Raw genomic sequence first — 18294 nt, 5'->3', positions numbered from 1 at the left:
AGCAAAGGAGGCTGTGCAATGAAAGTTGTTTATCCCATTTGTTGTGGTGTCGATGTGCATAAGACTTTTCTCGTCGCCACACTCATTACTTCAGAGGGGATAATTCCCCATTACTCTAAAAAGAGGTTTCCAACTTTCAACAATTCCATTCTCAAGTTCAAACAGTGGCTGATTGATAACAACTGCTATGATGTGTGCATGGAATCCACGGGAAAGTATTGGGTGCCCATCTACAACCTTTTGGAAGATACTATCCATATTACCGTCGCCAATCCCAAATGGGTGAAGGCTGTAAAGGGAAATAAGGATGATAAAAAGGATTCCAAGTGGATTGGCGATCTTTTCCGCCTTGGTTTAGTTCCAGGTAGTTATATCCCAGATAAGCCAATTCGTATTCTTCGTGAATATACTCGCTATCGATCTAAACTTGTTTCTTGCAGAACCAGTGAGAAGAACCGTTTCCAGAATGCCTTCACCGTCTGTAATGTAGCCCTTGATGCTGTCGTTTCCGACATGTTTGGCAAATCTGCCTCTTCCATCACGGACTACTTGATTTCTTCTGATACCTTCGACCCGGATTACTGTACTTCTCTTCTTCAAAAATCACTGAAGAAAAAAGCGGATGCTGTGGTTGAATCTATCGAAGGATATCAGATGACCAGGGAACAAAAAGAGCGTATGGTAATGGTTCGTTCTCATCTTGAATACGTAACTAAATCCATTGCTGAATTGGATGAAAAGCTTGATAAAATGGTTAAACCTTATGAAAGTGCTATCAAACTCCTTTGTACCATTCCCGGAGTTGATAGGACATCTGCCATCACTATCATCTCCGAGATTGGCACCGATATGTCTCAGTTTTCCAACTCCAAGGGTTTGTGCTGCTGGGGGGGACTTACACCTGGCAATAATGAATCTGCTGGTAAGAAGAAATCTGTCCGTATTACACGTGCCGGTGTCTACCTCAAACCTGCATTGGTGCAAGTTGCCCATGCAGCCGTGAAGTCGGATAAATCTTCTTACTACAGAATCAAGTATGAACGCATTTGCAAAAGGAGAGGCAAGAAAAGAGCCATTATCGCTATCGCAAGGATGATTCTCACCGCTATATATCATATGCTTGTTACTGGTGAAGTATGGAATCCAAGCGATTTGTATAAGATTGATATGCCACAAGAAATATTAGAAAAGCAGAAGGACAAGGCTATTAAACAAGCAGTGAAACTTCTGATTTCCAATGGTGTCATAAAAGCTTCTGATATTTCTGTGGCGTAAATTATAGCTTAAAACTGAGATTTAATTTTTTGGGCTTTCAAAGGCCTTGGTTTAGTGCGCCCTTTTTTACCTTATGTTGTGTTATTTTTCAAGCTATCACTTTTACCTTTTAATTTAAATGTATCTCAATATCATTTTTCTGCCATATAACCTGGCACCAAAATAATTATAACTTTATAGTTGCTACAACGTGGAAGAATACGGCATTGCCCTGGCTGAAGTACACAGTGCCGGCCTTAACCCCGAAGAATTTGAAGAAAAAATTGCAAAAAATGATTCCTAGCCGTCTTATATATGGAATACCAATCAGTGGCTTTGCTCACAGTTGGGCTGGAGTATGTTTATGCTGAAGGGGAAGTGGACACCAACCTATAGACCATCTACGGTGAACCAAATACTACACTGAAGATTGAACAACCGGCTACAGTAGAGCTTACCTGTGCAACTATAGTAAACCGTATCCCGCAGCTCATCATGTCCCCGCCGGGATTTTTCACAACGGAAAAAATGCCACCGACCAAATACCTGGCCTATCCGATGAACTTTTATGTTGATGATTGCTGTAGATAATTAAATTAGAAAGGAGGGGCAGTTGCCCCTCCTCTTTTTTCTCCTTGATTTCTCGATTGTTAATCAGAGACAACCATTAATCCTTCTAATCCCATTAATTCGACCCCTATAGCCTTTAATGGGAAATCATGTCTACCTATTACACTCTTGACAATTCATCTCTGAACGCAGGTCTATTTGCATATTTGTTAAAAAGCTTCTGTTTGATTTCCAATGCCTGCTCTTTCCCACCTGCTTTTTTCAGATTCCGGATAATAGCACATATTCCCTGATAATCTTTCCTGTTGCCCGCCCTTGCAGCAGTCTGCTCAATATGTTGCAAAACAGCGTGTAAACCTCTTCTTTGAATTCAGGAATAAGATGCTTGTAAAAATTTTCTACTGTTGACGGTCTTCCTTTAACATACTCAAGAAGCTTTTGTTTTTCTCCTTCCTCTATGAGAATACGGGTATATGCATCATAATATGTTTTCTTCTGGTTTTCCAACAGGAAAATGATCTTGGGGTAAACAGAGAACCACTCGCTTGAATCATATGTGCTTTTCAATTCCTAGTAATATTCAAAACTTCCATCCAGAATAAACTCCATTACAATTGCGTGCTGCTCATCAAGCTTGCCGGAAAGCTGATATGATTTGTACCGGTATTTCTTCCACCGATCTACCAGTCCAGGCCATCTTTTATCCTTCTCTTCTCCATCAAGCGCAAACTTTATTGCCGAGTCATAATCCTTTTTCTTCATTGCAGTTTCTATTGCCATTTCCCTGAAGTTTGAGTATTGAACATCGAGTTCGACTTCCACAGTGTATACATAAAAATGGTCCTCTTTGGCCTTATTAACAATTTTTCATATTGTGTGAGACAGGTGAGACAGGGGACGGTTCCTTGACTCATTTTTGAGTCAAGGAACCGTCCCCTGTCTCACCTGTCTCATCTCCCAACATCATGGAAGGTCAAACAATTTCTTCCCAAAATACTCTTCAAAAAGCGCCGGGCGCTCATCAAATTCAACCAGGCATCCGGCAACCTTTACCGCTTTTTTTGCACTCTCAACCCCTTGCGGGCAAATAACTATATATCCAGAAGCAAGTTCCCTGCCGGGTATCGCCAGGGCAGTGCATCCGGCCATATTTGCCGATCTCAACAGATATTTACCAGAGGATTTTTGCAAAAGTTCTCCCGTTTCTCCCAACAATCCTGCCACCGAATCACCAATTCCAAAAAGGTCTACAGGCCCTTCTCTGGTAACAATAACATCACAGGGATTTTCACAACTGTTTTTTTCACTCCATATGGAACGAAGCCATGATAAGGATTGTTGCCTGTCCCATAGTCCATCAGGAGCTTTGATTTCAAAAGTTTCGGCCCCTCGTGCCTCCAGGTTTCTTGCTGCAGGTCTGAGGGCATCAGCCATGTCTTTACCGTCTGGCAAAGTAATGCCGGGCCCTGGATACCCGATCTTGATTCCTGATAAATCTTTATTTTGCCTTTCTTTCAGAAACACCCCGGGCATATCCATTAAATCTTCTACTGTTTTTAGTATTTCTTCAAGATTTCGCCCCAGTATTCCTATTGCAGGCTCAAACCATTTTCCATCAGTAGCTTTATGGTGCTCGCCGGTTCCTAAGCCCAGTCCTTTCCCCATTACCGCAAAAAGCTGTGTAGCCAGAGCAGGCCCCAGTACCGAACCACCGCCATCGGTTCCTATAGCAATATCGGTTATGCCTTTTAGCAGATTAACAGCACCACCGCTGGTGGAACCGGTCATCATTTTCCCTGTGAGAGGGTTTATAAGTCCCGTATCAATAGCTCTTCCGCCGGGTGCCATCCTATCCACCGTGATATGAATGTAACCCTTTTCTGGAGTAAGGCAATCTTTTACCCAGGTAGGCACTCCTTTTTCCTTTATGCCCAAAAGGCAAAGGGGGCGTTCTATATCACTTTTCACATACCTTTCAGCCTGTTCCTGAATATCTCCAACTAGAGAAACTACCGAAGTGCTTAAATGTTTTTGGGCCCTCATAAGGGCTCCTACCAGTCTGATCATTTCAGTAGATTTTTCAAAAGAAGTTCTTTGAGACATGAAATTCCTCCTAATCAGTTCCTAAAAAGCGAGGAATCTGCTCGGATTTTCTACAGTCATTTTTTTAATGATGTCACAGGTCACCCCATGTTTTTGCAGTTTTTCCAGGAAAGACTCATATAAATATACATAGCCATGGCCTCCGAATTTTTTTAAATAAGTCTTCCTTGTAATATCACAGGAAAGCAATATATTGTTTTCAAAACCTTTATCTAACAGCTCAAGCAAATTTTGAATCCTTGCTTCATCAGTGCGATATCGGACCTTCCCTACAGTGTCAAATTGAATAAAAGCTCCCCACCTTAACAGCTCTAATTGCTCATGAATATTTTCGTTTAGATCCTGGTGGCCAAAAGAAATTTTTTCAGGTGAAATGTCTTCTTCATCGAAAATCTTTCTCTGCTCAAGTCCCATAGTTCCAAGTTCGCAATGAGTACTTATAGGTGCTCCGGTAACCTTATGGGATCTTGCTACGGCCCGGAAAACCTTTTGTTCCGACGGAGTTATAACGTTGTAGCTACTGCCTATTTCGCCATATACCCCTGCTTTTATCCCGGTGTTCTCCATATCTGACAAAATCTCATTCGTCAACTTTTCCGCCAATTCTTCAAAAGATAACTCAACAACTTCCGGAGGATAGTATTCTTCTTTGTAATAACCGGTTCCCGCTACGATATATAGTTCATTTTTCTCCGCCAATTCTTTAAGAAGTCCAGGATTTCTGCCCATTCCTATGTTTGTCAGCTCAACGATGGTATTTACCCCTAGTTCCTTGAGAGTATTAAGCTCTTCACTAATAGCCGGAAGGGTTTCCTGGTTGCCAAGAATCGACGTGGTTTCGCCCCTCACACCGGAAAGGTCCATAGCCAGATGTTCATGTACCATGGCTCCCTTGATTTTATCCTTCTTTATTTCGCCGGTGACGGTTTGGATTTTTTTATCCATTCTAAAAAACCTCCTTAGGAAAAAAGGGGAGGAGAAAATTGGCAAACCCAATACCCCTCCCCAAAAACTTTACTACATTAGATGAATCAAATAGAAGATATTTACCAGAATCCCTGTAATTATAGCCGCCAGCGGTGATGATGCGAGCCTTATGATAGGACGGCCAAGAGTTTCGTTTATCATATAAAGTGATGCAAATATAGCAAAGGCAAGCCAGTTCTGCCCCTGCACTCCCGGCGGGTTCATGTTGAGCACCGCCATGGCAGAACCTACGAGAAGGGCAATTTCCAGCACATTATTCATGGAAGTCCTTATATTGTCAGATGCCTCACGGATTGAAGGGAATTTTTCCAGGCCCACGCCCACCAATCGGAGAGCGGACACCTCGGCCAGTATTGTCAAAGCTCCCAGTACAAAGGCCATAATATGACCAAAGAAACCTTCGCCAAATAGCGTTGGCGCGAGCCAGTAACCTACAGGATATACGAAAGTCAAACCCACAACTCCGTAAACACCGGATGCCAGTGATGTCGTGACAATTAGCGGTAGAAACGCCAATCCACGGACGAAGTCAGCAGCCGCCACACTTATGAGCTGGCCTTTATTTCCCGTTGCATATATCTGACTTAAGAGCTGAAAGTCAACTTCGGAACCCGCAAACCATTTCATGTTGCTGATGAGTGCCACAAGACCGCCAATGACCATCAATAAAGGCAGTGAATTAAATATACGTCTGGTGTTAGCCTCAAAAATATTTTCACCTGATGCTTTGTCTTTTGCCCCCATATCTTTAGATATCGCAAAAATTATCAACATTATTACACCAATGAACATTTCCAGAGCTTCCGCATATATTGGGGTTCCGCCTACGGTAATGATTTTTAATGCCGCCAGCTGCCTTGCGATAAGTTCAAGGACAAGAGTAATGGCACCTTTCTTCCAACCAAACTGAGAAAAAATAGCCAGCACAGGAAATAGGGCAAATCCTGCTATAACCGGGGATGACAGTGCTCCTAAGGCATCCAGCATATTGACAGGCATTAATTTGAACAGGGTGTTCAATGCACCAAAAAATGCCGTCACACCTATACCCCAACCTGCGCCCAGGACTGCCGCCAGCCATGAATACGGGGCCACAACCCCCAGAATATCCGTGGGCAAAAATAGCAGCCAGGGGTTGAGAAGGTTTGAAGAAAGCGTAAAAGCAAATCCAACCGACACGATAAATCCCGCACTCAAGCCAAAAGCTACCGAGCTCATTTCAGCCCTTTTCATGCGTCCTTGATAATACTCCGGCATGATGGGACGTATACCATCATGAAATACCGCGCGACCGTAGTGAGAAGCTAAAGAAGTAAGAGCACACAGAACCGCTACCACACCTAACTTGATAAACATTTGTTTGTTCCCCCTTTACACTAATTTAAAATTCCATGTTTTTTAAGGATGCTTTTTACCAACATGGGCACCGCCTCGTCAATAGCTTCAACTGACATACCGAAGGCAATCTTTCCGGCCTGAACAAGCTTGTCTATTTCTTCAGCTTTGGGGCGGCCACCAGCCTTTGCCACAGTGGCACAGTTGGCATAACCTAATATTCCTATTGGAATCGACAGAGCAGCACCGCCCCCGCTGTTGCAGGCACCGAAATAGTAATCGGCCTGGCCCTGTTTTATCTTTTTTGCGGCTTCAAAGTCTGACATTACAGCCACGGTAACATTATCCCCTCCCGCAGATCTTGCGGCTCTTTCAATAGCATCCTTATTCAGGCCTCCCACAACAATGCGTATAGGCATTATTCCCAACTCCTTTCTTTAAAAAAATTTCCTCCGATGGTTTTGAACTTTTATGAACCGCCCACCACCTCCTTATAAAATTATGAGTTCAACAGTAAATTCATATACATAGCTATAAAGTTTATTTCACCTTTTGGAACATCTTTTATACCAAGAGTATCCTCAAAAAGTATTTCGGCCTCTCGTAAAATCTCAGGATGTTCTCTTACGGCAACTTCAGCTTCCTCACTACTCTCCTCTATGGCTTCATTGCAGGCAATACGGGAAAGAGCCTTAGCCAGATGAGTGGCAAACATCCCGCCTATTTCTTTTTCCACCTTAATCTTTAGTTTATTTTCTAAATATTTTATAGCCTTTAGGGTCTTGTCCTTATCCTCTTTGCTTATTTGACCCGATGTATGCAATATCTCAAGTCTTTCAAGAATCTCGCTGTCCATCTTGACTCCCCTTTAACCAATCAAGTTTAGAAAACTACTCCCGTGTTCGGGCTTTTGTATGCCGAAATAATCGGCTATGGTGGCACCTATGTCGGAAAGGGTATCCCTTTCTCCCAGATTCACGGCCTTCAGTTTCTTTCCATACACCAGCAAAAGGGCTTTTTCCCTGGTGTGATGGCTGTGGCCTATGGTGGGATCATTGCCGTGATCTCCTGTGATAATAAGCAAGTCCTGCTCTTTCATCTGCTCTAAAATACTTTTAAGATAAAGGTCCGCCGTCATCAACCTTTCAGCATATCTTGAGGCATCCATAGCATGGCCTGCCAGGTCCGTCTCCTGGACATTGGCGGCGATAAGGCCGGTTTTCTGGGAAACCATTTTTTCCAGAATTAATTCCATGACTCCTTCCGTCTCCACCATGGGAAAGTATTCAGCACCATCACACTCTATCACATCTGCCATCTTGCCGATGAGTGATACGGGATAGCCTTGCCGGTGAAGCAGTGTCGGGACCTGAACTTCGGGGTTTACACCGTATCCCAGGTGTCTTACCATGTAGCCGCTCCTGTAAACCCCGGATTTGGGGCAATCGATGCCGGTAATGGAACCATCCTTGAATTCAACAGCTTTTAAAATATCATCCACGGCAATATCCCTTCCACCCAGGACAATAACCCTGCCGACTTCCACATTTTCCCTGACAATCCTGCCTATGGCCAATTCTTCCTCAAAAGATATATAATCCAGGGGTGCGGTGACATTGTAGTTTTGCCCTGGGTCCGCCTCTATGTTGTCCGCCACTGTCACAAGGCCGTTCACGAGGAGGAAAGGGTGTTCCGGATCCGGTATTTTTACATCATATCCTGCTTTTTTAAGGGCTTTTTCGACCCGGTCCATAAATTTAATAAAAGGTTTTACTACCGGCATTCTGGGCTTGCTCCCCATTATCTCCTGATGCCCCTGATAGGTGTCGGCTCCAAAATGGGCAAGCTTGCTTTTGCCATAACTTCCAAGAGGGTTTGCCGGCCTTTTTATTTTCTCCGAATCCACCAGATACCCGACGCCCAGGGCCTCAAGGCTCGAAATTTTAAAATCTTTTACGGCTTCGGCCACATGCTTTAAGGTATTGGCTCCCTTATCTTGCAGCCGCACTTTCATCACATCCTCCATTTCACCAACACCCAGACTATCTATTACCAGCAATATAACCCTCTTCATCTTATTCTATCTCCCATAGAGTTGAATATGCCCAGAATTCTGGGTTCACCTTTGTGTATCCCCTCTATGATTGCCACCTTTGACCTGGTAACGAAGATCTGGGTCCTGAAAGAATATATCACCGTTTCACCGGGGTAGAGTTTGGTACCTTCGGTTTCCAGTGAAGTATAATAATCGATGGATTCAGGAGAAATATCTCTTGCCTCTAATATAAGTTTTTTATCGGGAATATACGCCTTTTCCAACCGGGAGCGTGGGTAGAAACCGCCGCCGAACACATAAGCTCTTTTTTCATTACTATGGGAAACTTCCGTAACATAAACCATGGACTGAACTTCCGGCTCCTGCCCCCTTGAATGAAGCGGCGTGGTGCCCGTAAGGGAATGGCCGGGTTCTCCGTGTGTAGCTCCCGTCTCCTTTAAAAGAGGCATAGTTGATACACAGGTGACGCTGGGAGCATTGATCTGGGCAATATCAAAGCCCATATCCTTTAACTGCCGTGCCGCCGTTGTTATAGTGTATAAATTTGCCGTAGGCTCTATTTTTGCAGAATCATAGTCATACAGCAGACATGGGAAAGATGTTACTCCTACGATCCTAACGTTTGCAAACTTTTTTATGGCCAATGCAGTCCTTTCCAGATCTTTTAAAGGGATTCCTCCCTCCTGCCCCGGATATATGCAATCGCCATCATCTACAACCCTTAAAAGAATATTTTGCACTATCCCCAGCTCACTGGCCGCATCATTTATCTCCCGAGCTTTTTCCAGGCTGAAACAGGTGACAACTTCAGGTTTCATCTGCAAAGCTTCCTTTAACAATGCTCGGGGCACCTGGACTATGTGGCCCATATGTCCTATAGTAATACCGTTTTTATAGAGAACCCTGGCTTCATCCATATCCACTGCTACAGCACTTTCAATGCCCGCCTGCACTATAGTCTTTGCCACTACAGGATTTCTGCCAAACTGTTTTGTCATAAAGTATAAATTTATTCCAAGCTTTTTGCCCGTTTCTGCTATCAAATTCGCGTTTTTCCCGACCGAATCCAGATCTATACAATAGGTATTGGGCTCTATTAAACCTTTTTTATGAAAAGCCGCAGCAGCTTCTATCAGTTCTGGATTGTTCTTCAAAGTTGCCTCTAAAAACATTTGAATCACCTGACTTTCTCAATGGCTTGTTTTAAAATCCGCAGCACGGTACCACTCCCGGCACGCATGGGGTTCACCCTTATGAGGTAGTCCTTCATTTTAGGGTTATCCTTAATAAATGTGCCCGACGCCCTGTAAAACATTGGAGTTATTTCATACCTTGATTCTGCACCGACGGGATAGGGAGCAGCTCCCAATTTATTGGCTTCTTCAATGACTTTTTGAGAAATAGGTTCTTTTAGCTCCACCAGCACCGTTCGCGACTGGGCATTGGCTATATATGCGGCAATAGCTCCAGGTATCTTACCTTCGTTTACGGCTTTTGCTACCTTTTCTATCTCCTCGCTCTGAATGGCCAGCATGACGGGGACATATACCATAGCTCTGAGGGCTTCCATGGCCTCCGGCCCCTGAACCTGCCCGCCGCCGGAATAATTCATCTCTCTGACTCTTTCGACGACCTTCTTATCCCCCACCACACAGCCTATACCTTCAGGGCCCAATAGCTTGAATAGTGAAAAACATGAAGCATTAGCTCCTAACTGGGTCCCAATATAGCGGGTCTTGAAAACGGTATAATTTTCATCGGTGACAATCGGAACACCGGAGATCTTTCTTATTGCTCTTATGATTTCATACATGTCATACCTGTCAGAAATCGTCTGGCGCGAATGTTGGATGTAAACCATATCGATATCGGAAGTAAGGGCTTCCAAAACTTTTTGTGTCTCATTCATATCGACTTTCACAATGTCAAGGCCCATGGTCCTGAAAGTGGTATCGGTAGTGGAATAAACAGGAGCATCATGGACTAGTATTTTATCCCCGGGTTTTAACAAGGCTTGCAAAGCAAAACGTATGGAACCCGTACCGGCACCTCGAACCAAGGCTACATCCTCCGCCCCGAAAAACTCGGCTATTACCCTTTCAACCCTGGCGGTGGTCCTGGGCCTGCCCAATCCCGGAACCACTCCTACATCTCCCATCGAAAGAAACTCGGTACCGGAAAAATGGCGTGTGATTATATCAACCAGTTTGAACTGAAGCTCTTTTGCCGCTTCTAAATTTATAGATTCCAAAGGAAATATCTCCATTTTTTTACCCCCAAGTATTATTCAATCTACAGAATTTTGTATTGTATCGTAAATATAAATATCAGTACTCGGGCAAAATATGACCGTCCAGGACTTGCCTCTGCACGTCCAATACAAATTGCCTATCGATGGCATGCCTTAAGACTCCGTCAACGCCCCAATTGGTCTTTTTGACCACAAAAACCGCCTCGGTATCATCTTCGTTTAGTTTCGACACCTTGGGATTTGTTAGATTATAATAGGGAAGATTCAGATTGCGATCTTCTGTTTCATCGATATTCCATACAGCGGCATCAATCCTTTTTTCCAGCAGGCTCTTTAAAATCTGGTTGTAAGAAAGCTGAACATATTCTACAGATTTCCCCTCACATTCATATCTGGTGAGAACATAATGGTCTATGGAAGTATTGTCTATGGCAACTTTCATGCCGTCCCTTATCTCTCTATATTCAGGATCGGCAAATAAAATCTTGTGACCTTTGACATAAGAATACTTGCCAAGACTCAATATTATCACTATGTCCCTGCCTTCAGCAATATTTATGTCTGCTGCCAATTTTGACATAACTGCAAAATCATATTTACCCTGCTCTAATGCTTCAATCCTGTTGTAACCGCCCCTCATATATGCCATGTTAAAGGGAATGCTGGCTTTTTCAAAAACTTTATAAAGCCCCGTGGCCAGCCCTTCATATCTTCTGGAATACGGCAGCGGCATAACACCTGTTATACTACTCAACCCGGAAACTCCCCAGAGTTTTTTATAGTCGATTTCTTCAATGTAAGTTCCGAGATGGCCTCTTGCCTCTAACCTTATAGCCCCGGTTTCCTCCAGATATCTCATGGCTGACTGTATGGTACCGCGGCCAAGGTCCATTTTCTCGGCATAGTCACCCACAGTTTCTATCCTATCCCCAGATTTCAGGGACAAGAACTCCCTGGCAAGCCGAAGAACGGCTATTCCATTTTTAGTCAAAAGCTGTCTGTCTATCATTGAATTTTCACCCATACAATATACTATACGTTGTATTTTAATTATAGCACATGTTTTTAAATAATTCAACAAAAAAAATTCCGCCATTACCCCGCCCTGAATAGAAATCAAACATTGAAAAACCGCCCCGGTTTTTGAGCCGGGGCGGCAAAATCGGACAAATCACATATTTCGCGCCACCTCGTAGGCATCCCAGATGGCGTTCATAATGTTTTGCGGGTCTCTCGCATCGCCGATGAGATATAGATTTGCAATTTTCCCGGATAGCGAACGGTAAAGGGCATTATCCGGCCTGTACCCGGTAGCCAGGACAACGGTGTCCGTCGGGATGGTGGTCCTGGTGCCGGAGTCTTTCCTCATGACCACGGCGCCGCCATCCGCCACTTCCAGGAGATATGCGGATGTCATTATATCCACGCCGTGAAATTTCAGGAGGTCTATGAGCATTATCCTGTTCATGTGCGGTACATATTTGCCTGCCCGAATTATGTCCGACAGCGCTTCCACTATAGTCACTTTCTTTCCCTGCTTTGCAAGCCACAGGGCCGTCTCCGACCCCACCAGACCTCCGCCCAGCACCACCACCGTATTCCCGGCTTTCTTTTTACCCAGAAGCAGGTCCGACGCCGTGAACACATTGTCCCTATTTATTCCCGGTATGTCCAGTATGATGGGTACCGATCCCGTGGCAACAACAACCTCATCGGGTTTTTCGTTTGCCACCATGTCCGGGGTAACTTCCGTATTTAGTCTGACATTTACTTTGAGCTCATTAATCTCGTTTATATACCATTCCAGGAGCCTTCTGTCATCCACTTTGAAATCGGGCACCGAGCCCTCGACAACGTGTCCGCCCAGCCTGTCGGTCTTTTCGTAAAGGATAACCCTGTGGCCTCTTATGGCAGCGACCCGGGCTGCCTCCAGGCCGGCTACCCCGCCTCCGATAATCATAACATTTTTTACTTTCTGAGCCGGTTCTATGGCATATTCCTTCTCACGGCCCGTAGCAGGGTTTACCGTACATGACAGGGGTTTGGACTGAAACACCCGTCCAAGGCAGCCATCGTGGCATCCTATACACGGGCGTATTCTCGCCGTCATACCCTCCATTACTTTCTTTGGCCAGTGAGGATCGGTAAGCAGGCCCCTACCGATGCCAATCATGTCTGCCTTGCCTTCTTCAAGGGCCCTGGCGGCAAGTTCCGGAATTTCCAATCTGCCTGCAACTATCACCGGTATATTAACCACTTTTTTCAGTTTTTCGGAAAACGGCAGGTAACAGCCGTGTTCTTGATAAACCGGCGGATGAGCCCAGTACCACGCATCATAGGAGCCGCAGTCGGCATTGAGTTCATCGTAGCCGGCTTCTTCCAGTATCCTGGCCGCCTCAAGACCTTCTTCAACGTCACGGCCCCGCTCGACGAAATCCTCTCCGGGAAGGCCACCCTGACCCCAGTCCTTAATGAAACTTTTAAATTCCTTCAAACACCGGCCCTAAATCAATCACAAGGTCCGGGAAAATAGATACTTTAATTTTATCCCTTTCGTTGTATAGTTCCGGCCTTCCGTACCTTTTATTTCCCTGTAATGTAAAAACACTGACAAACTTCCCTTCGGAATCTACTATCCAGTATTCTTTCACGCCGGCTTTTTCATATTTGTTGAACTTCAACAGCCTGTCTTTCCTTGATGTAGAAGGTGAAGTTATCTCAATTATAAGATCAGGAGTCCCATAATAGCCGGTCCCTTTAAGTCCATTTTTATCACAAACTACCACAAGATCGGGCTGGAGTACATTTTTCGTATCTTCATCTTTCTCGTTTTCTTCTGGAAGCCTTAAATCAAAAGGAGCTGAAAAGGCAAGGCAAGGTTTTCCGGTCAGATATGTTAAAAACTGCTTCAATAGCTGTCCTGAAATAGCCTGATGCTGCCATGTCGGCGCAGCCTGCATATAGGCAATACCGTCAATTATTTCCCATCGTTCATCCTCAGGCCAAGTCAAATAATCGGCATAAGTATATTTATTTTCTTCATCATGGGGTAACGGCACGACACTCAGCCTCCTGTGAATTTATTTTAAGGCTGCTTGATCAACTCTTATAAATACACAATATACATCCAAAAGCCTCTATATATAGATTATATCACAAAAATAATGTTTTCTAATCTGCCCTGTCAATTTCTATCCAGAATTCCACACCGCCTTCTACGTTTGCGACTCATATGCATTTTTATGCGTTTCCTGAATGGCCCTGACTATGGATAAACCGAACATCCCCGATTCAATCTGGGAAAGATCCAGCATAATAAAATTCCTGTCCATCCATTATTTGGTAAAAAAGTGAATAAAACTTCCAACGGTTAATGCTCGGCCTGACAAGTTTGATTAGAATAGAAAAGCCGCGCCTTTTGCACGGCTTTCTCCGTAAAAGAAAAACCCCCGGTTGTAACCGGGGAATGGGAATTGTCAAACAAGGCTGTCATCAGACTCCAGAGGAAAGTTAGTTATCTTCTTGCTCAGGATCAATTTCAATAGAACAAATGCGGTTTGCGGGAATTATGATTTTCTTCATAGTCTCTCTATCAGCGATCTTACCACCGCTTATAACTTTCAAGAAGAGGCAATCGCCCGGCTCAGGAAGAAGAATGGCAAAATTAAAGATGAAAAATAATTTGGCCCCGTTTATGACTTTTTTGCAACAATCTCCACATTCGAACTCAATACCGATTTTTTTGTCTCCGTTGAGCTGCATTTTGTTGAGGGCAGACTCCAGTCCTTCCAATGATGGGTCTTTTTGTTCGGGTAGCCCCTCTTTAAGTTTATCAAAAAATGTGTTCAGGTCAGTATGTTCAGTCATTGAAATCGCTCCTTTCTTTATCTTTTGATAAAATAATATGATTTATAACAGAAATTGTTGCATGATAGACCGGCTATTTTAGTAGAGTTTGTTAATGAAAGGATAAGAAAAAGTTTCATAATGACGACAGAAAGATATAGCTTCAGTCCATACAGCGTACATTAAAAAAGTGCCACACACCTTTCACCAGTGCCTGGCACCTTTCACGGGGGGATTTTTTACTAACAACAATATTAGTGCCGAACGGTTGGCCTGAACATATCCAGGACGCCGAGAACTACATGCGCCAGGCCAAAGCCAGTTATACCGGCGCCGATTGTTCCACCTGTCATATACCCTACGGCAGTAACAACAGCACCGACACCAGTCACTACCCAACTTGTAGTTTTTCCGTTCATGAAAATCGCCTCCTGGATAATATTATTCCCATGATAAGAAAGTTTTATGAATAAAGAGGCCCCCGGTTTAAGGTCGGGGGTTGTAATTAGCTTCTTGTTGCTTCAACAAACCCTGTAATTTTGTGATCATGCCCTTCATTAAAGCTCGTTCTAAAAGAAAAATAATGGGTATGATATCCATTCTGCAATGGTATTGATAGGCCTGTATCAGCTTTTAAATCAGTTTGTAGGCCCTGGCACCTGGATACTTAACTAACTACCATACTGGTCATCATCCCTCCAGGAAAAGACTCCTTATTAACTATGTGATTGTAATCCCTATCATATAAAATGTATTCCCCTCTAACAGTTGGAATTATTATTACATCGGCGGTTTGACCGGGAGCTAAGGTTATCCCGTTCTTTTCATAGGATAAATCCGAATCCGCTGACACCAGCGGATAACTGTCTTCTGCTATTATCCTTCCTGTTAACCCACCGAAATAGAAAGTATGTGCCTCATATCCTGCATTTGCTATTCTTAAAAGGACCCTGTCATTTACTCTGCAGTTTATTCTGGAACCATATGGTTGACTGGAACTGTTGTCGCTATCTATTGTATGAGGATAGACTCTGCCATTTAATATCCAATTATTTGGTTTAAAATCCAGCATATTATAATTTTTTCCAGGCACAACATTCTCATGCATTGTGGTGTCTATTTCACCCATAACCAATACCTTTTCCACATCATAGTTCGAGTTGGTTCCCGCACCATAAGCGGTTTTATAGTTACTATGACCTGGCATGTTATATCCTGCCGGTTTTACAACGATAATGCCGTAAACACCCATTTGTATCTGTTTTTCACTCTTTACTCCACTTTCATAAAGATATATACCGGGCTTTTTAGCCTGGAATTTATATATCAATCCCTTTGGCAAAAAAATATTTCCCCTGTCTACATAGTCTGTAAAAGCTACTAATTCACCATTTATATATTGGGGTTGAACAGGTCTTGAATTTCCAGCAGGCCATTCCTCAACCATGACTCCTTCTATACCAGGAAACATTAGCCCCACCGGTTCGCCTATCTGTTTTATATTAAGAAAACTATTACTCAATCTAATCCTTATATCGTCATTTACTTTCGCCTTTATCGTCGGGCCGGGGAGCCTGGGACCGGTAGCAAGCGTAGCCAGTCCCCAGAAAGGAATATTTTGATTATTTATCGTTATAATGCCTCTCTTCACCCATAAACTGAAAAAAAGTGCAGCCATACTTTCACTCCTTCCCTACAGACTGACTTAATACCCCGACATCTGGACTCAGAAAACCGGCCGGGTATATGGAAATCATAGTCATCATTCCTCCCGGAAATACGCCCCAATTTGTAATCTTAGGCTCTGAGTGAGAGTGGAGCATGAAATGATACTCTCCTGCTTCGTTAAATGATACTACGCCTTCCGGTATTTCACCCTTTTCTCCCAAATACGGGCTTCCACTCCACATAGTCCAGCCCGCCTCTCCTATGCCTAGATTTCTTCGATTTGGGATTATAGTTGGTATTGGATTATCCGGAGTATACCCTAACCCGGTCCACTGAAATATCTGATCATAAGTTTGCCCCGGACCTACTAAAACGGTAAAACGTTTAAAGGACCTGTCCCTGGCTCCATTTTTCAACAGCCTTCCATCCATAGCTATTATTCTGGTATGATTGCCATGAGGGTGTAATGGATGACTGTCAATCCCTGCACCAATATACCTTATCAAGACTTTTTCATTTGGCTCTGCCTTTACCATAGCCCCATAAGGCTGATTGGGCAAATATGGCGCATTATCAGGCAGCATCGTATCTGGAGCACACCGCCCGTTCATGGTCCAGTAGCGAGGATGGTGTTTACTGATCATGTACGGTTTTCCTTCAATAACTGCTTGATGAAGGCTGGGGTCAATTTCTGAAAATATTATCAGATATTCCCTGTCAAATTCCGTATCAGTACCGCTGCCATAGGCGGTCCTGCTGGTATTTTCATCGTAATCATCCGGCCTTACTACAAGACCTCCATACAATCCTAATAATACTTGCTTGTGAGGATTGGTTCCGCTTTCGTAAATATAGGTTCCGGGGCGGGTTGGTGTAAAAGTATAAGAAATGGTCCCCCCATTGGGGGAAGCATAATTCACAAAGGAAATTAAATTTCCACCACTGTATTGAGGTTTAACAAATTGAGAACCCACTTTTACTCCTTTCTGGCCCGGCAGGAAAACAGATACAGGTTCAGGCAGGTTGTTTGTTAAATTTATAGTAACGGCTTCACCTTGTTTAACTATTACAGGAGGTCCCGGCAACTGTGCCGGTTCAGCTGCTCCTCTGGAGTAACCCCAGAAGTATATGCTTTGGCCATCCGGAGTGCTCATATAGCCTTGCTTTGCCCATAGATTTATTACCGCCATTCTTCTCCCCCCTTTACACTTCTAAAACATTTATTTCTGTCATCATTCCGCCTGATGGAATCCCATTGTTAGTGTTCCTTTGCAGACTTCTATTATATAAAATGTATCTGCCTGCATCCGGCAGTGTTATTATTGCATCCACAGTTTGGCCCGGAGCCACATATACTGCATTCCTCCATTGACTTAAGTCTTCTCCATTTAATCCTCGCAGCTCTTTTGCATCCAATCCTATTACTTTAAAAGGAATGCCTGTTATCTGAATGGAATGATTTTCAAAACCCAAATTTACAAACCTCAGTAATACTTTTTCACCGGTGAATCCTTCTATATAGGCAGAGTAAGGTTGCGAAGGAAATGAAGGATCATTTGGCGGTTTTACTGTGTCCGGATAGGCCCTGCCATTTATCATCCAGTACTGAGGACAATAATCAGTCCAATCAAAAACTTGAACATTGGCTACTAAGCGGTGAGGTCGTGCATCCATTTCTGTTACAAATATAATAGCTTCCCTGTCGTATTCAGTAGAAATATCATTATATGCAAACTTTCTTCCCGTATAGTCTGGATCCTTTTCTATCGAAGGTCTAACTATCAAGGGGCCTACCATTCCCATCTGTATATGCTCCACCGGTTCAAAATGGCAGTGGTACATATAAGTGCCCGGGTCTAACGGTTCGTAATAGTACTCAAAATTTCTTCCTACCGGCACCGAGATAGAAGCTTCGGGCACTCCATCCCATAATGTTATCTGGTTGGAAAACCCGTGCCAGTGGATTGTGTGAGTATCATCCAAATCCGGTCTTTGAGGAAAACCTAAATTTGTTAAAGTCAGATATATTTCATCACCTTCGTATACTTCTAACAATGGTGCAAGTAAATTTGCTTTTCCTCTATAGCTAAACACTTCATTTTCAGGCACATCGGTTATGTCACAGAAACCAAAGATATAGTGAACAGTGCCGTCGGGCATGTTTATCCACCCGTCAGTGGCACCAAACCTTTTCTTTATCACAGCCACTTGATTCACCCCTTTC

At 43.6% G+C, this 18294-nt stretch carries 19 protein-coding genes and 1 pseudogene; 1 reads left to right on the top strand and 19 read right to left on the bottom strand.

All coding sequences use genetic code 11. The annotated features are described in order from the left end of the window. Window positions 1-18 precede the first annotated feature (18 nt). The gene (locus AC6I1H_RS14250; protein WP_497738190.1) at window positions 19-1275 is read left to right on the top strand and encodes an IS110 family RNA-guided transposase; all 1257 of its coding nucleotides are present in this window, start codon (window positions 19-21) and stop codon (window positions 1273-1275) included. A gap of 810 nt (window positions 1276-2085) precedes the next feature. On the opposite strand, the gene AC6I1H_RS14245 is transcribed toward AC6I1H_RS14250, so the two are convergent. The 19 genes and pseudogenes from AC6I1H_RS14245 to AC6I1H_RS14155 form a co-directional block, all read right to left on the bottom strand. Continuing rightward, a complete protein-coding gene (locus tag AC6I1H_RS14245; protein WP_497738189.1) occupies window positions 2086-2331 on the bottom strand; it encodes a hypothetical protein in 246 nt (81 codons plus the stop codon). Between the two features lie 63 nt (window positions 2332-2394). Next, window positions 2395-2646 carry a hypothetical protein gene (locus AC6I1H_RS14240; RefSeq protein ID WP_497738188.1) on the bottom strand — a complete coding sequence of 84 codons (252 nt, stop codon included), beginning with the start codon at window positions 2644-2646 and terminating at the stop codon, window positions 2395-2397. Window positions 2647-2787: 141 nt separating this feature from the next. Beyond that, complete coding sequence (locus AC6I1H_RS14235) at window positions 2788-3927, bottom strand: hypothetical protein (RefSeq protein ID WP_497738187.1); 1140 nt, start codon at window positions 3925-3927, stop codon at window positions 2788-2790. Between the two features lie 21 nt (window positions 3928-3948). Beyond that, window positions 3949-4872 carry a phosphotriesterase family protein gene (locus AC6I1H_RS14230; protein WP_497738186.1) on the bottom strand — a complete coding sequence of 308 codons (924 nt, stop codon included), beginning with the start codon at window positions 4870-4872 and terminating at the stop codon, window positions 3949-3951. Between the two features lie 72 nt (window positions 4873-4944). Next, window positions 4945-6270, bottom strand: a complete 1326-nt coding sequence (locus AC6I1H_RS14225) for a YhfT family protein (protein ID WP_497738185.1) — start codon at window positions 6268-6270, stop codon at window positions 4945-4947. A gap of 20 nt (window positions 6271-6290) precedes the next feature. Further along, window positions 6291-6668 carry a DUF2620 domain-containing protein gene (locus tag AC6I1H_RS14220; RefSeq protein WP_497738184.1) on the bottom strand — a complete coding sequence of 126 codons (378 nt, stop codon included), beginning with the start codon at window positions 6666-6668 and terminating at the stop codon, window positions 6291-6293. A gap of 80 nt (window positions 6669-6748) precedes the next feature. Next, window positions 6749-7105 (bottom strand): PRD domain-containing protein, encoded by a 357-nt coding sequence (locus AC6I1H_RS14215; protein WP_497738183.1) that lies wholly within the window; start codon window positions 7103-7105, stop codon window positions 6749-6751. 12 nt (window positions 7106-7117) lie between these two features. Continuing rightward, window positions 7118-8323, bottom strand: a complete 1206-nt coding sequence (locus AC6I1H_RS14210; RefSeq protein WP_497738182.1) for a phosphopentomutase — start codon at window positions 8321-8323, stop codon at window positions 7118-7120. Then, on the bottom strand, window positions 8320-9477 hold the full coding sequence (locus AC6I1H_RS14205) for a YhfX family PLP-dependent enzyme (protein WP_497738181.1): 1158 nt from the start codon (window positions 9475-9477) through the stop codon (window positions 8320-8322). The genes AC6I1H_RS14210 and AC6I1H_RS14205 overlap by 4 nt, the downstream gene beginning before the upstream one ends. A gap of 5 nt (window positions 9478-9482) precedes the next feature. Further along, entirely contained in the window at window positions 9483-10571 is a 1089-nt protein-coding gene (locus AC6I1H_RS14200) for an aminotransferase class V-fold PLP-dependent enzyme (RefSeq protein WP_497738180.1), read from the bottom strand. A 61-nt stretch (window positions 10572-10632) separates the two neighbouring features. Further along, window positions 10633-11565 (bottom strand): GntR family transcriptional regulator YhfZ, encoded by a 933-nt coding sequence (yhfZ, locus tag AC6I1H_RS14195; RefSeq protein ID WP_497738179.1) that lies wholly within the window; start codon window positions 11563-11565, stop codon window positions 10633-10635. A 162-nt stretch (window positions 11566-11727) separates the two neighbouring features. Next, on the bottom strand, window positions 11728-13050 hold the full coding sequence (locus AC6I1H_RS14190; RefSeq protein WP_497738178.1) for an FAD-dependent oxidoreductase: 1323 nt from the start codon (window positions 13048-13050) through the stop codon (window positions 11728-11730). Beyond that, on the bottom strand, window positions 13037-13615 hold the full coding sequence (locus AC6I1H_RS14185; RefSeq protein ID WP_497738177.1) for a Uma2 family endonuclease: 579 nt from the start codon (window positions 13613-13615) through the stop codon (window positions 13037-13039). Before AC6I1H_RS14185 ends, AC6I1H_RS14190 begins: the two co-directional genes overlap by 14 nt. A gap of 451 nt (window positions 13616-14066) precedes the next feature. After that, the gene (locus AC6I1H_RS14180) at window positions 14067-14423 is read right to left on the bottom strand and encodes a hypothetical protein (RefSeq protein ID WP_497738176.1); all 357 of its coding nucleotides are present in this window, start codon (window positions 14421-14423) and stop codon (window positions 14067-14069) included. Window positions 14424-14656: 233 nt separating this feature from the next. After that, window positions 14657-14821: a hypothetical protein gene (locus tag AC6I1H_RS14175; RefSeq protein ID WP_497738175.1), complete on the bottom strand. Its 165-nt coding sequence runs from the start codon at window positions 14819-14821 to the stop codon at window positions 14657-14659. A gap of 86 nt (window positions 14822-14907) precedes the next feature. Next, a pseudogene (locus tag AC6I1H_RS14170) lies at window positions 14908-15027 on the bottom strand (YmaF family protein); the annotation flags it as partial. A 42-nt stretch (window positions 15028-15069) separates the two neighbouring features. After that, window positions 15070-16080, bottom strand: a complete 1011-nt coding sequence (locus AC6I1H_RS14165) for a ferroxidase (RefSeq protein WP_497738174.1) — start codon at window positions 16078-16080, stop codon at window positions 15070-15072. A gap of 4 nt (window positions 16081-16084) precedes the next feature. Further along, a complete protein-coding gene (locus AC6I1H_RS14160; protein WP_497738173.1) occupies window positions 16085-17260 on the bottom strand; it encodes a multicopper oxidase domain-containing protein in 1176 nt (391 codons plus the stop codon). Window positions 17261-17273: 13 nt separating this feature from the next. Further along, window positions 17274-18278, bottom strand: a complete 1005-nt coding sequence (locus tag AC6I1H_RS14155; RefSeq protein WP_497738172.1) for a multicopper oxidase domain-containing protein — start codon at window positions 18276-18278, stop codon at window positions 17274-17276. Window positions 18279-18294 lie beyond the last annotated feature (16 nt).

This window comes from Biomaibacter sp. TOL, assembly GCF_059717795.1.
Note: the sequence above shows the minus strand (reverse complement) of the source record. Positions and strands in the feature narration are given on the sequence as shown.

Coding starts and splice junctions, on each gene's coding strand:
- AC6I1H_RS14250 (WP_497738190.1), top strand. CDS start 19: ATGAAAGTTGTTTATCCCATTTGTTGTGGTGTCGATGTGCATAAGACT.
- AC6I1H_RS14235 (WP_497738187.1), bottom strand. CDS start 3,927: ATGTCTCAAAGAACTTCTTTTGAAAAATCTACTGAAATGATCAGACTG.
- AC6I1H_RS14230 (WP_497738186.1), bottom strand. CDS start 4,872: ATGGATAAAAAAATCCAAACCGTCACCGGCGAAATAAAGAAGGATAAA.
- AC6I1H_RS14225 (WP_497738185.1), bottom strand. CDS start 6,270: ATGTTTATCAAGTTAGGTGTGGTAGCGGTTCTGTGTGCTCTTACTTCT.
- AC6I1H_RS14220 (WP_497738184.1), bottom strand. CDS start 6,668: ATGCCTATACGCATTGTTGTGGGAGGCCTGAATAAGGATGCTATTGAA.
- AC6I1H_RS14215 (WP_497738183.1), bottom strand. CDS start 7,105: ATGGACAGCGAGATTCTTGAAAGACTTGAGATATTGCATACATCGGGT.
- AC6I1H_RS14210 (WP_497738182.1), bottom strand. CDS start 8,323: ATGAAGAGGGTTATATTGCTGGTAATAGATAGTCTGGGTGTTGGTGAA.
- AC6I1H_RS14205 (WP_497738181.1), bottom strand. CDS start 9,477: ATGTTTTTAGAGGCAACTTTGAAGAACAATCCAGAACTGATAGAAGCT.
- AC6I1H_RS14200 (WP_497738180.1), bottom strand. CDS start 10,571: ATGGAGATATTTCCTTTGGAATCTATAAATTTAGAAGCGGCAAAAGAG.
- yhfZ (WP_497738179.1), bottom strand. CDS start 11,565: ATGATAGACAGACAGCTTTTGACTAAAAATGGAATAGCCGTTCTTCGG.
- AC6I1H_RS14180 (WP_497738176.1), bottom strand. CDS start 14,423: ATGACTGAACATACTGACCTGAACACATTTTTTGATAAACTTAAAGAG.
- AC6I1H_RS14175 (WP_497738175.1), bottom strand. CDS start 14,821: ATGAACGGAAAAACTACAAGTTGGGTAGTGACTGGTGTCGGTGCTGTT.
- AC6I1H_RS14165 (WP_497738174.1), bottom strand. CDS start 16,080: ATGGCTGCACTTTTTTTCAGTTTATGGGTGAAGAGAGGCATTATAACG.
- AC6I1H_RS14160 (WP_497738173.1), bottom strand. CDS start 17,260: ATGGCGGTAATAAATCTATGGGCAAAGCAAGGCTATATGAGCACTCCG.